We start from the raw sequence: 15,125 nt of genomic DNA on the forward strand, positions 1-15,125 counted from the left end.
TGACGATGGCCAATGGCAAGAAATTCTCGACCGGAAACCACCCCGTCGAGATGGGACTGCCTATGCTGCATCTGATGAATGCAGGCTTCGAGATTGATGTAGTCACGCCTACAGGCGGGCCCGTCGCGATCGAGGAATGGGCAATGCCCGCAGACGACGCGGACATCCAAAAACTGTACAGCGAGTTTGCCGACACGTTCCAAAACCCCGGTAGCCTTGCCGTTTTCGCCGCAAACTCCATGACAGACGATGCGCCTTATGCGGCTGTATTCATTCCCGGTGGCCACGGTGCAATGCTGGGATTGCCCGACAATGCCGACCTTGGGAAAGTGCTGCATTGGGCGCATAACACGGGGCTTCACACCCTTGCCTTATGTCACGGTCCGGCCGCGTTTCTGGCTACCAAAAACGACGCAGGTTTCTTGTATGACGGCTATAAGATCACTGTGTTCCCTGATGCAGTAGACAAGCAAACGCCGATCATCGGCTACTTGCCTGGGCCGATGCCATGGTGGGTCTGTGAAAAACTGACAGCGCTTGGCGTGGAGACCATTAACAATAAGGCCGACAACTCGGTCCAGGTTGACCGCCGCCTTGTAACAGGCGCAAGCCCGCAAGCTGCAAATGATTTCGGCAGACTGGCGGCAACGACGTTGCTAAAACGCACCGACGCGAACTCTTAAAGTAAAAGGCACACATCATGAACGATACAAAATTCCCGCTGCGTATTGATATTGTCTCGGACGTGATGTGCCCTTGGTGCATCATCGCGTATCGCCAACTTGCGACGGCTTTGGAGGCAAGCGATGTGGATCACGAAATCCACTGGCATCCGTTTGAACTGAACCCGAACATGCCGCCCGAAGGGCAGGACATCGGTGAACATTTGGTCGAGAAATACGGAACGACGCCGGAACAATCAGCAGCGAACCATGCGATGATGACAGCGCGCGGCAAAGAGCTTGGGTTCGACTTCAACTTTGCCGATGCCTTTCGCGTGCACAACACGTTCAACACGCATCAGTTGCTGCATTGGGCGAACGAGCAGAGCCGTAAGAACGACCTCAAGCAGGCGCTGTTCACCGCGCATTTCACCCATGGGCGGAACCTGTCTGATGATACAGTCTTGGTCAAAATCGCAGGGAAAATCGGTCTGGACCGGGTTGAGGGACAAGCCGTTCTTGACGATCAAAGGTTTGCAGATGCCGTGCGTCAAGAGCAGCAGTTCTGGATTCAGCAGGGGATCAACGGGGTGCCCGCCGTGGTCTTTGATCGGCAGCATCTGTTTACTGGCGCGCAGGGCGTCGATAACTTCAAAAGTATCCTCGCGCAGCTCACGACCTAGCGGGCCGTTGCGCCAGCCTTCTCTCCGGCAGCAAGCACTCCCAGCGCTGTTTCAAGCACGCTTGCAATAGTGTCATTGGCGACACCCTCGCGTTGCATCCACATGGCACTGCCGTGCTGTGCATCAACAAATAGTGCTGCAATGTCGGAGGGAGTATCCGCAAATTCACCGCGCGATTTCGCGCGTTCGATCCATGCTTTGTAAGCGCCAAGAAGATCGCGGCGTACCTCATGCAGTTTCTCGCAGGTGGACGGCCCGAGTTGCTGGGATTGTGCGCGCATCATGACAAACAAACATCCCTGCGGAATGCCAAGGGCCATGTGGTCTTGGGTCATGAAACCGATCAACGCGTCGATGGTGTCCGTGGTCGACTGATCTTTCTCAAGAATGTCGATCAAGGGTTGAACCGCAAGACTGTGATACGTGTCGAGCACACTCTTTTTCAGTCCGTCATCACTGCCAAACTCCCGATACACCCCGGGCTTGGACGCACCCGTCACACCGCAAATGTCGCTGATTGAGACGTTCGTTGGCCCCTTGGACCAATAGGCCATCAATGCCGTTTGCAAAACCCGATCTCGGTCCAGCGTTTTTGGACGACCCCGTGCAGAATTAGGTTTTTCGCTCATTATTGTACTCAAGGGTATTTTATGTGACGACGGACACGCTGGACTCATACAGTAAATCCCATCAACCTATGGTGCAACAAAGCTCAGTGGCGCAATCAAATACTTTAGTCTAACATTACCTTATGAGTAAATTTATAAAAAAATTGTTTTTTCCGAATAGCTATATTGGAGACTTTGGTCTTTGTCTCTTTCTTGCTCTGCTCATTTACATTGTCGGCTTCTTATTTGTGTTTCTTAGTGAGATTAGCTCTAGCGTCACTGGGGCTGGCATATTTACAGTTTATTATGTTGTTTTATTTCCGGTTTTTTTAATACCTGCAGCATTTCTATTTTTTATTTTCTTAGCTACCATTCGCTTTCTTAAAAAGAAGAAAAGCAGTTCCAATTAATCGTAAGAAATTTTGATCCCGTGCGATCTAAACCGTGTTTAGAATACTCTATCTAGCCAACCAAGCTATGAGCAAGCGCAGGGCGTTGCAAGACGCCCTCCAACGCCTATCTCTCCCACCGAACAACTGGACATCCATTTTTACGCAAAGTCTATGCCGCGCATGCATGCGTAGGCGCGGGTGCGTGTTGTTGGTTTTAGCTTACGCCTTTGAAGTGGTCCGCCTCCATAGTTAAGCGTGGAGTGATACCAAGCAACGCCATTTGGAGAGACTAGGGTAGACGCGGCAAGAACCTTGTTCGTGTATCGAGGCCAGCGCCGCGATTTCGATCGTCAGATAAGGACCTGCGTCGATTACTACAATAGCCAAAGCTAACCTGAGAGCTTGAGCCGTGCAGGGTGGTTCGTAGCCTTGCCGTATGGCTAAAAACATAACTATTAGGAAATACGGTTCTGAATATAGAGTGCAATAAAAAAGCGTCATATGCGTCACTAGGAAGCGTTGTGAACCTGACAGCGATAACGTTTCCATATTGCGGATTTGGCCCCGCCTGAGTTATGTTGTGCTTTGTGCATGACGATTAGTGTGTGTGGATACCGTTATTCTAGAGCGGACACTCATACCTGAATCAGCTAATGACCGTTGAGAGCCCATGTCGACAGATTTTGCGGCAGTCACTAACGTCCTCGGTGTGGAATTCCGGTTTGAATACTCATCGAAACTATCCGGTAGCTATCACTGCTCTCTTTACTCGTAGACAGCTACGGGATCACCTAGACTCTTGAAATCAGGCTCGACACCAAGTCCGGGAGTGTTGTGGCAATACAACCGACCATCGGATGTCGGCGGCGCTGGTGAACCCGTCGATTCCTTATTGTACGCATGCAAGTCGGTCGTGTTGAACAAAAGTTCCGCAGTAGTGGACGCTGCAAAATGTGCTACCGCCGCAGATATTATCTCGCCACCCATCATGCATTCGGTGACGACCTTTACGCCTTGATCCACGAAAATATAGCGTATTCTGCGGGCCTTTGTCAGCCCACCGATGCGAGCAATCTTCACGCAGGCAACGTTGGCAGCCCGGTCTCGAGTTATCCGCTCAGCAATGAACTGATCGGTCACGAGTTCGTCAAGCTTCATAGATAAGTTCGTGTTTGCACGCACATGCAGACGGTCTTCGTAAGTAAAGCACGGTTGTTCAATCATGACGTCTAGATCATCAATTGCCTGTGCAACTTTCATTGCTTCCAAAAGCGTCCATCGGCAATTTGCGTCTGCGTAAACTACTTCTCTGGGTTTAGCAGTTTCGGCTGCAAAACGGATGAGTTCGATATCTTTTTCTGGTTGGATACCCACCCTGAGCTCGAGGTATTTGCAGCCAGCGGCTCGGTACTGTTCCATCTCAGTTCGTATCTTGTCGCGCTCTTGCTCAGCCGCAACGACTATTGTGCGACACTTTTTTTGCTCGATCTGTGAGAAAAGCACGTCACGGTCTAAACTGATTGCCTTTGGTGCGGATTGGTTCGAAATAGGTTGACCTTGAGCATTAAAGAAAGTTCCGAATAGCTCAACGATAGCGCCAAACTCAAGTAACGAGCCAACTTGCGTGGCGCTCACCAAACCGTCGTCGATGAGCCCAGATTTGGCAGAGACTTTCTGAAGGCTCGTAACCATCAATTCTGATTTGGCCGCGCTTTCGAGGAGTTGTTTAATCGGTCTGAGCGCGGGGAATTCGACGGCTTGGGTTGATGTCGACGGCATAAAGGGTGCTGGTATTTGATGCGCGCGCGCGCCGGTCCGTCTTTCGATTAAGGTCAATGCCTCAAGGGCCGATGATTGCAGATCTTGTGATAGACACCCTGTCGCTGGATAGATTGCTAATTCAGGTTGTGGAACGAGAGGCATGGCTTCAATAGCTGCCCGCAGGGCGCTGCCGGTTCCGATGGTGACCGACTTCACATGGGGTTGCATCAGGTGCTGGGCAAGTAGTTGCCCGGCCGCTTGGCCGACCGACGCAAGGTGAAGCGCGGCGTTGTCTTCCTGCACGTTAGCCCAAGATGTCCAGCTAGTGATGCAACAGGGGCTGGGTGTGAGGTTAGATTGGCTGCGTGGTGGTGGCGGGAAGCGCCATCTCTATTCACGCATCAATTTTAAGTGAAAGCGTGCCGCTGCTCTGGCTGAGTGGCGGCAAATATTGAGAGCATAGATTTTTGATTGCCCTTCAATCTGATGCTTGCAATCATTAGTCTGACAGCAACCCTAATTCTGTTAAGTGTTCGAAAAACAGAGGCCGATTTTATGACTTCACCCCAGACAGTTGCCGCAGAGATTGTTCGCGCCATCTCCGAGTTTGCAGATTTGCCTGCCATGTCCGGTCAGGGCAGAACAATAACCTACCGCAGGCTTGGGCAATACGTGTCGAAACTAGGCGCGTATATGACGACACAGCAAGTCGTTGGTATTTTTGGCTCACCGGGCGTCGCAATGGGCGCCAGTGCTGTGGCCTGTGTGATCAATGGCCGTCCATTTGTTCACCTTGATCCCGCGATGCCGCAAATGGTGTTGCATAACATCGTTTCGGAACTTGACGTTAGCCTGATTGTTACCTGTGAAGAAGCCGCGCCCGGTGATTTGCCGAACAGTTGTGCCACGGTCGATGCCAGCGACCTGTTGAATGATGCGCCAACACCATATGAACCGCTGCGCGCTTGCCCGGTCGCACCGGATGATCCGATCTACCTTGTGGCGACATCTGGTACGACAGGTCGACCAAAGTGCATTCCGGTTGCTCAAGACGCGGCCTATCTGTCGTATGAATGGCGCGACGCGTTTACACCTTATGGCCCTGATATGCGCGTCGGCATCTACATCTTCGCAATTTGGGAGATGTTTCGGCCCCTACGCAAGGGCGCGAGTTTGTGGTTTCCGAGTGCTAGCACCTTGTTCGCTCCCGGCAAACTGGCTGATTTTCTGATTACACACGACATTAACGAGATGCTGTTCACGCCATCGTACTACGACACGTTTCTCAATGCGCTGGATGCAGGCAAGGCAGCGATTCTGCCACTAACACGCGTTGTTCTGAACGGAGAAGTGGTGAGTGATGACCTTATCATTGCCTCATTGGCCAAGTTACCAAGCGTCGCCGTGTGGAATCTCTATAGTATCTGCGAAACGCACGATGTCTGCATGTCGCAGTTAACGGAACCTGCTGGGGATGCTCCGGCGTCGGTTGGTATTCCGATGGATCATCTGCGCGCTGTAATCTTGGATCACGACGACGTGCTTTGCCCGAAGGGGGTGTCAGGGCTGCTGCATTTTGAGGGACCGAGGATGTTGGGGCCAGGATACGTGAACAGGCCCGAAGAGACCCGCCTAAGATTTCGCAAACTGACAATCGAAGGGCGCGAGACACGGCTTTATGATACTGGTGACCAGGCGTGGGTGGATGACACCGGTGCACTGCATATAGAGGGGCGTATTGCCCATATGTTGAAGCTGCGCGGTTTTTCGATCCAGACCAAAGAGTTGACGGATACCATGCGTGACAAGCTGTCATTTTCTAGTGCCGCCCCTTGGGTAACCGAGGTCGGCGCACGAGGTCAGAGTCTGGTGTTTTATTTTGCAACAGATGCCGCGCAAGCGCAGCGCAATGCCGAAAACTGGGCGCTTGTGGCTGGTACCAACGCCATACCAAGCGCACTTGCGGCAGATCTGCGCGCTGTTTTGCCCGCCTATTGCGTGCCGTCATTCCTTGTGCAGATGGATGCTCTGCCGCTGCATCCTGTGTCAGGCAAAGCGAATTTGCGCGCCCTGCCGCCGGTGGAGGTGGACACTCAGGTATCCAACGCTCCAGTGGATGCCGTGATTGCCGCCACCGCCAAGGCTATGTCTTGCGCATCGTCACAGATAGATCCCGCGCTAAGTTTTCACGATCAAGGGGGGGACTCGCTGATGTGTGTGAACCTGATGCTGGAACTTGAAAAAGTATATGGTCTTCCAATTGACTTTGATCTTGCGATGAATGTACCGCTGCACCGGCTTGACCAGCTTATGACCCAAGAAGCTGATGCACCGGCCCCTGCAGAAGACTTCGCACGCCCGGGTATTCTCTTGACTGGAGCGACAGGGTTCTTGGGGGGGCGCGTCCTTGCTAAAGCGGCACGTGATTTACCGTCCGATGAAGTCATCTATTGTCTTGTAAGGAATAAAAATCGCGGGGCCCGTGACCGGCTGACAGATGTGGCGCGGGCGCACGGAGTTGCGCCGGAACGCTATGTCATCGTCCACGGCACGCTGGACGCGTCCTGGTTCGCACTGGGACAAGACGCATATGAATCCTTGTCCAGGTCCGTCACAAAGGTTGTTCACTGCGCGGCGATGGTGAACCTCGCCATCGGACGTGAGGAAATGTTGGATTGGTCGGCCCGTGGTATCCAAACTGTTTTGACCTTTTGTCGTGACGCGGAGGCTGACTTACGGTTTACCTCGTCCAGTGCCGTCTTTCCTGATCGTGGCGGACCATGGCCCGAGGCCCCTGCAATCGTTTGGCCGGACTGCACAGGCTACGGAGCGGCCAAGATCGCAGCAGAGGTCGCAATACGGACGTCAGGTGTTTCGTCCGCCATCGTGCGTCTGCCGTCCCTTTATGATCTGGATGCGCCCAACCCACGTGACATCTATGAGATTATCCTTGCCGCGTCATTTTGCGCTGGAAACATGCCGCGATCTTTAGAATTTCCAATGACCGAAGTGAACGCCACCGCGGCATTCTTGTTGGGCCCGGTCACCGCACCTGATGCGCCTATTTACAATCTTATAGCCGACAAATGTATAGTGCCTGACGACGCAAGTGCGCTACCAGCAAAAGATTGGCTGGCAAAGGTTGCGCTTGAGCCGGGGATCGCCAAAGTCATTGCGGATTTCCCCGACACTTTGCGCGCTGATGCAACCTTTGTGAACATCGCCGCCCGCACTACATGGGAGCGGATCAGCAGCCTTCCGTTCGAAGATATCAGTGATAGTGATGCCTTGTTGGCTCGCCGCGCAGGTGCCTACCAAAGCGACCCTGCGTTGATCTGAAAATCTTCCATTGTCAAAGCGCGGGCCGCATCACTGGCCAAAAATGCGGCCAACTCTGCAACTTCGGACGGTTGAACAAGCTGGTTTTGCGGGTTTGATTTGGCGTATTCTGCGCGGACCTGTTCCAAGCTCTGCCCGGTGGACTGCATATCGGCATTAATGAACCTTTTGAGCATCTCGGTTTCGACCCACGTTGGACTAATCGACACACATGTAATGCCATGCGGTGCGCCCTCAAGGCTGACACAGCGACCCAGTCCCAAAAGCCCTGCCTTGGACGCACAGTAGGCCGCGTTGTTGACCATGCCATTGTGCGCAGCAACTGAGGCGATATTGATGATCCGCCCCCAACCAACATGTTTCATATGGGGCATTGCAGCGCGGATCATTCGGAATGTTCCGCTAAGGTTTGTATCTATATGATCTTCCCAAATCCGTTCGGAATGATTGATAACAGGGGCTTCATCATAGACACCGGCGGCATTGACTAGAATATCGACGCTACCGTGCGCTTCGGCGACGCCTGCGACAAATGCATCGACGCTGGCGCGCGACCGCACGTCAAGAACGGATGCATGAATGCGGTTCGCGTCAGTACCAAGTACGTCGCGCACACGGTTGCGATCGGACGCACTACGCGCCCCAACAACGACTGTCGTTCCGTCGGTCGCCAGCCGACGCGCAGTGGCCAGCCCCATACCCGACAAACCACCTGTAATGATTGCCGTCTTATTGCCTGATGTCATTCTGAAGTACCTTAGTTACGATCTGGGGTTTCTTTCCACTACGTCAAATCTCGCATGGATGCACTGGCAATCGTTACCTAACGTCGACCCGCTTTGTGAGCGATCACACAAAACATGTGAACGTGATCGCATTCAGATTGGGATCACCAGCTTTTGGTCGCCCTTGGGGCAGACCGCGGATGTTGGTAAACGATCTGATTGGATAACCTCCCTGGGACCAGGAATGTGGGTTGCCGTTTACATGGGTGTCGCGAGCGCAGGTGAAATTGCACAAAGTTTGATCGATGCATCCCTGGCACAACAAATCGGGATCGACATCGTCTCGAATGCGTCACCCGAAAGCTTTTTGTACCTGCCAGCGGTGGCGCTGCCTACAGCGGACTTGGCTCTGCCTGCGCTGAGGTCTGCTTTGTCCATGACTATCAGTATGAGTGGAGACTATTATTCTAGAGCGGATATTCATACGTGAAGCAGAGAATGGCCGTTGAGAGCCCAATCTGCTTGATGCTGCAGCTCGCATGTATAGCGGCAGTGCTCACTAAGCGGACATCGAGGAGAAATTCGGTAACGCTCTGTGACCACAGTTCTTGGATTTGGTTTGGAAAGCCGTGGATTTTTGAACCGACACAATATGGCAAAAAAGATCCGGGAAAAGCACCGTCAAAAGACCAAGTCGCGGACGGAGTCGTCGGAGTCACTTGGTTGTGTGAAGCCCATGTCGCGCCGCAATTGAGCCGGGGTCATTCCAAACAGGTTTTTGATACTACGCGAGTAATGTGGCAGGCTGTTATACCCGCAGCGGTGGGCAATTTCTGACTGGCTATATTGCGTGTGTATCAGTAATTGCCGTGCCCTGTTTGCCCGCATCTGCCAAAGATAGCGTGAAGGCGTCGTTCCGATGTGCTTTTTGAACGATGTGATTAAATGCTGTGGTGTCACGGACGCCTGATTTGCGATCACATTGATGTCGATTGCATCATTCCCAAGATTTTCTTCGATGAAACGGCGCGCTTTTAGGATGTTGCGTGGAATGTTTTGGTTTTCAACGTACTCTTGAAGCCTGCAGCGTTTAACGCGCCTCTTAGCCGATGTTGGAGCTGTGGAGACATCTTGACGGCTGAAGTGTCCTCATCATCTGAGGCAACAGCAGCCAGTGCCTCCCGCATACAGGTTTCACTCTTCTCTGATGTTTCAAGCCATTCGGCGACCTCATCAAACAAACGGTCCATGGAGCGTGCAACAAAGCCATTTTGTGTTAGTCACCATACCAGCGGCGATCGAACCCCATTCAGTTTTAGTGAACTGATTACCGGATTTGTGAAACATGCTTTAAAGCTTTGCACCCGGGAAATGACAGGCGACGCCATTGTCGAGTTTTGGTTGGTCGCGGCGGCAAATATCCTTTGCAGTGGAGCAACGATTTGCAAAGCGACACCCATCCGGCAAATTGACGGGGTCAGGCGGGTCACCCGAAATCAAAATGCGCCTGCTCTTGGCACGACGCGCTTTGTCAACAGAGGGTACGGCAGACAGCAGGGCTTGCGTATAAGGATGTTGCGGTACGTTGAAGATATCAAGGCGCGGGCCGTATTCGACGATTTTTCCCATATACATCACCGCAATGGAGTCACACATGTGCTGCACGACACCTAGGTCATGACTGATGAACAGATAAGTTAGGCCAAAGTCTTTCTGCAGCTTACGCAGCAAGTTTAGGATTTGCGCTTGCACAGCGACATCAAGCGCAGAGACAGGTTCATCACAAATAATGACATCGGGCTGCGTCGCCAAAGCGCGCGCAATTCCAATACGTTGCCTTTGACCACCGGAAAATTGATGCGGGAACAAGCGTTGCTGTTCTGGCCGCAGACCTACGGCTTCAAACAGAAAATCGATGCGGTCGGATTTTTCCGTCTCGGTCATGTTGCCGAGACTATCCATCGGTTCACGCACAATATCGCTGGCACGCAAACGCGGGTTGAGCGATGAATATGGATCCTGAAAAATGAACTGCACCTTTGCCCGCGCTTGTCGCAAGTCTTCATCACTTAAGTGCAGAAGGTCGGTCCCATTAAGCTCCACCTTGCCTTGATAGCTTTTCACAAGGCGCGCAACAGCAAGCGCAGCGGTTGTCTTTCCCGAACCTGATTCACCAACGATCGCCAGCGTTTCTCCACGTTTTACACTAAAATTCACGTTGTCGACTGCATGAAGGTATGCGTTCTTACCAAAACCGCGGCTGCGTTTCACGGCGAAACGGACTACGAGGTCTTCAACGTTTAAAAGGGTGTTATCGCTCATCTCACAACTCCTGCGCACGCCAGCAGGCGGATTGATGCTCTGGTCCGAACTCTATTTCTGGCGGGCGTGCCTCCAAGCATTGCGCTTGGGCCTGTTGGCAGCGAGACGCGAACAAACAGCTGTCTTTCCCAAAGTCGTTAAGCGGGGGAACAATGCCAGGTACCTCAACCAATTTTTCGCGTTCTTCTGTGAGCGTGGAGAGGATATGTGGCACGCAAGAAATCAGACCTGCCGTATAAGGGTGACGCGGATTCGCTATAACATCCTCGACTGGGCCAAGCTCGGCTTTGCGCCCCGCATACATCACAATCATGCGTTCGGCCATTTCAGCAACGGCCCCCATATCGTGTGTGATGAGAATAATAGAGCTGTCAGTTTGACGTCGCATGTCTTGCAACAAATCAAAAATCTGGGCTTGTACCGTAACATCCAGGGCTGTGGTTGGTTCATCTGCGATCAGTATTTTTGGCTGACAGGCAAGCGCAATTGCGATCATAACGCGCTGGCGTTGGCCCCCCGACATTTGGAACGGATAGTCGTTCACCCGTGCCTTCGCATTGGGGATACGCACCGCATCAAGCAGTTCAATCGCTTGGTTCCAAGCCGCTTTACGTGATAAATTTTGATGCGCGCGCAGCACTTCAGCAATTTGCTCACCAATCGTGAAGAGCGGATTAAGCGACGTCATCGGCTCTTGGAAGATCATCGAAATGTCATTTCCGCGTATTTCGCGCAAACGCGTTTCGGTTGCTGTGGTCAGCTCTTCGCCGTCAAATGTAATAGAGCCAGCTGCAACACTTCCGACACCTTCGGGCAAAAGCCCCATAAGCGCGAGTGCGGTCATTGACTTACCACAGCCCGATTCACCTACAAAACTCAGGCTTTCGCCGGCTTCAAGGTCAAACGAAAGATCATCAATGACGGGTGCGACCCCTGCGCGTGTTTTAATCTCGATCTGTAGGTTTTTGACACTGAGCAAAGCCATTAGCGCGACCTCAGTTTAGGGTTGAGCGCGTCATTGAGACCATCACCAACAAGGGAGATGCACAATACGGTCACAAAAATAGCGAGGCCGGGAATGGTGACAGTGTAGCTCGCATCAAGAATATATTGGCGGTTCGAGCCAATGACTTGTCCCCAACTGACGACGTTCGGATCAGTCAATCCAAGAAAGGACAGACCTGCTTCAAACAAGATCGCTGAGCCCACCATCAGCGCAGCTTGCACGATAATAGGTGGCAATGCGTTGGGCAGGATTACGCGAAACATTAGTTTGCTGTTCGTGGCTCCGGATGCGCGTGAGGCCATGACATACTCTAACTCTCTTATGCGCAAAAACTCGGAACGTGTTACACGCGCAACCGCTGTCCAGCTGACTACACCGATGGCAAGTGTGATCATGGGCAGTGACGCGCCAAAGAGTGCGACAATCACCATAGAAAATAGCAGAGTTGGCAACACTTGGAAAAATTCAGTAATGCGCATCAATAGCTCTTCGACCCAGCCGAGGTAAAACCCAGCCAATGCCCCAACAGTCACACCAATCACGATAGAGACGCTCGCCGCGGCGAGGCCAATAACGATAGACACGCGCGAACCATGGATTAGTGCTGCCAAAAGGTCGCGTCCTAAATAATCAGTGCCTAGAAGGAAACCATCGACGCCTGGTGGTGAAAACGGTGCCCATACCATGTCAAAAGGGTCAGTTGGATAAATCCAAGGTCCTAAAATGGCGCAGAGCATGATGAGCCCGAGAACGATCAGCGCAAACATCGCAGCAGTGTTGCCACGAAACATCTGCCAAGCCTCTGACAAGGGTGATCGTGCTAATAATAGTGTATCTTGCGGATCGATCAGGCTCATCCTTTGCCCCCTACACGCGGATCAACGAGCCGCAAAGCAAGGTCCGTCAATAAGTTGCCAACAATAACGACCAATGCAGAAAAGAACAGAATGCCAAGGATGGTTGGCGTGTCGCGCGCAATGATGGATTGGAATGCTAAAGTTCCAAGACCCGGCCAGCTAAAGACCGCTTCAACCAAAACCGCGCCGGAAATCACCGCCGAAAACTGCAAACCCGCAAGGGTGATTACCGGGGACAGTGAATTTTTTAGCGCGTGTTTATAAACAACTTGATTTGTGGAGAGCCCTTTGGCTTTGGCCGTGCGCACAAAATCAGACCCGAGCGTTTCCATCATCGTGGCGCGTGCCAAACGCGAGTAGAGCGCAAGGAAAAGGGACCCGAGCGTGACAACGGGAAGCGCCATATGGCGTGCAACATCGATAAAGTGGGCCCAGAATCCGCCCTCAATCGTAACATCTTGCATGCCTGCGACTGGAAACCATTGTACCTTCAGTGAAAAAGCGATGAGCAACAAAATACCGGTCCAGAATACAGGTGCTGCGTAGCCAAAGAGCGCAAGGAAAGTTACGAAATGGCTTAGGATACCGTTGGGCTTTCGTGCTGATATGACCCCCATAATCACACCAATAAACAGTGCCAGAAGTTGTGCAGTGATTACGAGAAGGAGCGTTGCGGGCAAACGCTGAAGGATTAATTCGGTCACGGGCTGATTATAAAAGAACGAAAAACCCAGATCAAACTGCAAGACACCGCCAATATAGTGTCCTAGCTGAATGTAGAAGGGTTGATCCAGCCCATAATCTGCGCGGATTTGATCGAGTAATTCCTGATCTGCACCGCCCATGCTTTGGCTTATCGTATCAGCAACGTCACCGGGCGCGAGATGCATCATAGAGAAGTTCAGAACTAAGACTGCAACTAACAAGATCACTGCATATCCTGCACGGATCGCGAAACTTTGCAAAACCTGCATGTTGGCCCCTGAATTTGAACGGAAAATTGTCAGCAGTTCGCTAGAAAGAGATCAGAGCGCAACGCAGGCTGCGCCCTGAAAGATGTGTTTACTCGTCGAGCCAAACAGTATCGATTGGCGTGGACGTACCCCAAATGCCCATCGGAGCATTCTTCACTTTGTCATTAAAGACCGTGTGATAGGGCAGAGTATTGGTGTGATACACTGGAAGCTCATCTGCGATGATTTCCTGAAACTCTGTATAAAGCGCTTTGCGCTTTTCAATATCTGTTTCAACAGCGGCCATCGCCATCAACTCATCTACACGCGCGTTGGAATAGCTTTGCGTGTTAGACCAAACACCTTTGAGGATATTCGTACTGTCGTAGGTGCGGTGCACACCAATAACCGGATCGCCCCAGTTAAAGACTGTGTCCCAAGACATATCAAAATCGCCTGTCCCCATCTTCTTTGCCCAAGTTGGGAAGTCAGCAGAGGCGCGCACTTCAACGTCAATGTTCACCTTTTTCAAAGCCGCTTTGACGTATTCAACCTGCGGCTTCACGCCGGGCCAGCCGAAATCGATGGTCAGCGACATGCGTGAGCCATCTTTGACAGGGAAACCTGCTTCATCGAGCAAGACTGCCGACTTTTCGAGATCAACATCATAACCATCTTGCGCCACATAAAAGGGGCTATCTGGGTGAATGCCCGATGTGCTGTCAGAAGCTGTGCCCTGCATAAGCGCTTTGTGGATGAAGTTTTTGTCCACCGCGTAAGCGATCGCTTTGCGCACGCGCACGTCAGACAACGGACCTTTTGCAGTGTTCATCGCGAGCCAGTCAATCGGACCGATCGCACCGTAGCCGTCTGGCGTCACCGTGAGAGTGTCCACTTTCTTCAAGCGATTGATGATCCGTGGAAGCGATTCAAAAGCGCCCATGTGGATTTCGCCGTTCTCGTACGCAATCGCGCGCGCTGCCGGATCGGTAATAATACGCATGACAACGCGATCAAGATAAGGACGACCTTCGATGAAGAAGTCGTCGAAACGCTCAAGGATGACGTGCTCACCATTCTTGAACTCAACGAGCTTGAACGGACCAGAGCCTACAACATTTTCGTTGTTGCGCGGGTGGGTTTTTACATCAGTGATTTCGCCATCGCCGTAGATATGCTTGGGGATGATCGACATAAGTTGACCAGACATCGCAAGCATCAACGCCGGGTGCGGTTTGCTGAGGTTCAAAACCGCCGTGTGCGCGTCTGGCGTATCGACGCTCTCGACTGGCGCAAACATGGATTTGAACGGATGGTTCGCTTTGATCACTTCGACAGAAAATGCAATGTCCTCTGATGTGATCGGCGCACCGTCGTGGAATTTGGCGTTTTTCACCAAGTTCAACGTTACCGTCAGACCATCGTCTGAAACATTCCAGCTTTCGGCAAGATAAGGCTGTGGTTCCCAGTTTTCATCATAGCGCATGGGCGAAGCGAAAAGCTGTGCGCCTGGATAGCCCGTGACGATCCCAGATTGAACCGCAGAGTTGAGATTACGGACGTTGCTACCAAGCACAGTGACAAGCGTGCCGCCTGTCTTGTGCCCTTCGGCAATCACGCCCGTCGCCATGACCGCGGATAGCGCGACGCTTGCGACAATGCCTTTGATTGAGTATTTCATTTTAACTCCCTTGTTTATAGAACCTGTTGGCAGGCTTGCTTATTCTGGGATCAGCCTAAACGGCGAGTTCCCCTCAGAGCAACAAATTTCGGAATCTTTTTGAGCGATGCAACAAACTTCATCGAATTGAGAAATT

13 protein-coding genes are annotated in these 15,125 nt (G+C 52.1%); 4 read left to right on the forward strand and 9 right to left on the reverse strand.

Annotation, left to right across the window (positions count from 1 at the left end; translation table 11 throughout):
• Positions 1-683 (forward strand): DJ-1/PfpI family protein (locus QZ280_RS07440; RefSeq protein ID WP_293442051.1); only part of this gene is annotated, 683 nt, incomplete at its 5' end.
• A gap of 17 nt (positions 684-700) precedes the next feature.
• Entirely contained in the window at positions 701-1,345 is a 645-nt protein-coding gene (locus QZ280_RS07445; protein WP_293442054.1) for a DsbA family oxidoreductase, read from the forward strand.
• On the opposite strand, the gene QZ280_RS07450 is transcribed toward QZ280_RS07445, so the two are convergent.
• Positions 1,342-1,974, reverse strand: a complete 633-nt coding sequence (locus tag QZ280_RS07450; RefSeq protein ID WP_293442057.1) for a TetR/AcrR family transcriptional regulator — start codon at positions 1,972-1,974, stop codon at positions 1,342-1,344. The genes QZ280_RS07445 and QZ280_RS07450 overlap by 4 nt on opposite strands.
• A 1,136-nt stretch (positions 1,975-3,110) precedes the next feature.
• Positions 3,111-4,409 carry an enolase C-terminal domain-like protein gene (locus tag QZ280_RS07455; RefSeq protein ID WP_293442060.1) on the reverse strand — a complete coding sequence of 433 codons (1,299 nt, stop codon included), beginning with the start codon at positions 4,407-4,409 and terminating at the stop codon, positions 3,111-3,113.
• Positions 4,410-4,661: 252 nt separating this feature from the next.
• Here QZ280_RS07455 and QZ280_RS07460 point away from each other — a divergent pair, with 252 nt between their 5' ends.
• The gene (locus QZ280_RS07460; RefSeq protein ID WP_293442063.1) at positions 4,662-7,445 is read left to right on the forward strand and encodes an AMP-binding protein; all 2,784 of its coding nucleotides are present in this window, start codon (positions 4,662-4,664) and stop codon (positions 7,443-7,445) included.
• Here the strand turns inward: QZ280_RS07460 and QZ280_RS07465 are convergent.
• The gene (locus QZ280_RS07465; protein WP_293442066.1) at positions 7,418-8,191 is read right to left on the reverse strand and encodes an SDR family oxidoreductase; all 774 of its coding nucleotides are present in this window, start codon (positions 8,189-8,191) and stop codon (positions 7,418-7,420) included. The genes QZ280_RS07460 and QZ280_RS07465 overlap by 28 nt on opposite strands.
• Positions 8,192-8,414: 223 nt before the next feature.
• On the opposite strand from QZ280_RS07465, the gene QZ280_RS07470 reads away from it, so the two are divergent.
• Positions 8,415-8,660: a hypothetical protein gene (locus tag QZ280_RS07470; RefSeq protein ID WP_293442069.1), complete on the forward strand. Its 246-nt coding sequence runs from the start codon at positions 8,415-8,417 to the stop codon at positions 8,658-8,660.
• Between the two features lie 191 nt (positions 8,661-8,851).
• On the opposite strand, the gene QZ280_RS16300 is transcribed toward QZ280_RS07470, so the two are convergent.
• The 6 genes from QZ280_RS16300 to QZ280_RS07495 form a co-directional block, all read right to left on the reverse strand.
• Positions 8,852-9,223: a helix-turn-helix transcriptional regulator gene (locus QZ280_RS16300; RefSeq protein ID WP_365734405.1), complete on the reverse strand. Its 372-nt coding sequence runs from the start codon at positions 9,221-9,223 to the stop codon at positions 8,852-8,854.
• Between the two features lie 297 nt (positions 9,224-9,520).
• On the reverse strand, positions 9,521-10,492 hold the full coding sequence (locus QZ280_RS07475; RefSeq protein ID WP_293442071.1) for an ABC transporter ATP-binding protein: 972 nt from the start codon (positions 10,490-10,492) through the stop codon (positions 9,521-9,523).
• A 1-nt stretch (position 10,493) separates the two neighbouring features.
• The gene (locus QZ280_RS07480; RefSeq protein ID WP_293442074.1) at positions 10,494-11,477 is read right to left on the reverse strand and encodes an ABC transporter ATP-binding protein; all 984 of its coding nucleotides are present in this window, start codon (positions 11,475-11,477) and stop codon (positions 10,494-10,496) included.
• The gene (locus QZ280_RS07485; RefSeq protein WP_293442077.1) at positions 11,477-12,355 is read right to left on the reverse strand and encodes an ABC transporter permease; all 879 of its coding nucleotides are present in this window, start codon (positions 12,353-12,355) and stop codon (positions 11,477-11,479) included. Before QZ280_RS07485 ends, QZ280_RS07480 begins: the two co-directional genes overlap by 1 nt.
• On the reverse strand, positions 12,352-13,329 hold the full coding sequence (locus QZ280_RS07490) for an ABC transporter permease (RefSeq protein WP_293442080.1): 978 nt from the start codon (positions 13,327-13,329) through the stop codon (positions 12,352-12,354). The genes QZ280_RS07485 and QZ280_RS07490 overlap by 4 nt, the downstream gene beginning before the upstream one ends.
• An 88-nt stretch (positions 13,330-13,417) precedes the next feature.
• Positions 13,418-14,989, reverse strand: a complete 1,572-nt coding sequence (locus QZ280_RS07495) for an ABC transporter substrate-binding protein (protein ID WP_293442083.1) — start codon at positions 14,987-14,989, stop codon at positions 13,418-13,420.
• Positions 14,990-15,125: the final 136 nt, after the last annotated feature.

It is taken from the genome of Planktotalea sp., assembly GCF_018607995.1.
Classification (GTDB): domain Bacteria; phylum Pseudomonadota; class Alphaproteobacteria; order Rhodobacterales; family Rhodobacteraceae; genus Planktotalea.

Bases quoted from the DNA above. Each gene is read 5' to 3' on its own strand.
- QZ280_RS07460 (WP_293442063.1), top strand. From the start codon at position 4,662: ATGACTTCACCCCAGACAGTTGCCGCAGAGATTGTTCGCGCCATCTCC.
- QZ280_RS07445 (WP_293442054.1), top strand. From the start codon at position 701: ATGAACGATACAAAATTCCCGCTGCGTATTGATATTGTCTCGGACGTG.
- QZ280_RS07465 (WP_293442066.1), bottom strand. From the start codon at position 8,191: ATGACATCAGGCAATAAGACGGCAATCATTACAGGTGGTTTGTCGGGT.
- QZ280_RS07495 (WP_293442083.1), bottom strand. From the start codon at position 14,989: ATGAAATACTCAATCAAAGGCATTGTCGCAAGCGTCGCGCTATCCGCG.
- QZ280_RS07490 (WP_293442080.1), bottom strand. From the start codon at position 13,329: ATGCAGGTTTTGCAAAGTTTCGCGATCCGTGCAGGATATGCAGTGATC.
- QZ280_RS07450 (WP_293442057.1), bottom strand. From the start codon at position 1,974: ATGAGCGAAAAACCTAATTCTGCACGGGGTCGTCCAAAAACGCTGGAC.
- QZ280_RS07485 (WP_293442077.1), bottom strand. From the start codon at position 12,355: ATGAGCCTGATCGATCCGCAAGATACACTATTATTAGCACGATCACCC.
- QZ280_RS07480 (WP_293442074.1), bottom strand. From the start codon at position 11,477: ATGGCTTTGCTCAGTGTCAAAAACCTACAGATCGAGATTAAAACACGC.
- QZ280_RS07470 (WP_293442069.1), top strand. From the start codon at position 8,415: ATGTGGGTTGCCGTTTACATGGGTGTCGCGAGCGCAGGTGAAATTGCA.
- QZ280_RS07475 (WP_293442071.1), bottom strand. From the start codon at position 10,492: ATGAGCGATAACACCCTTTTAAACGTTGAAGACCTCGTAGTCCGTTTC.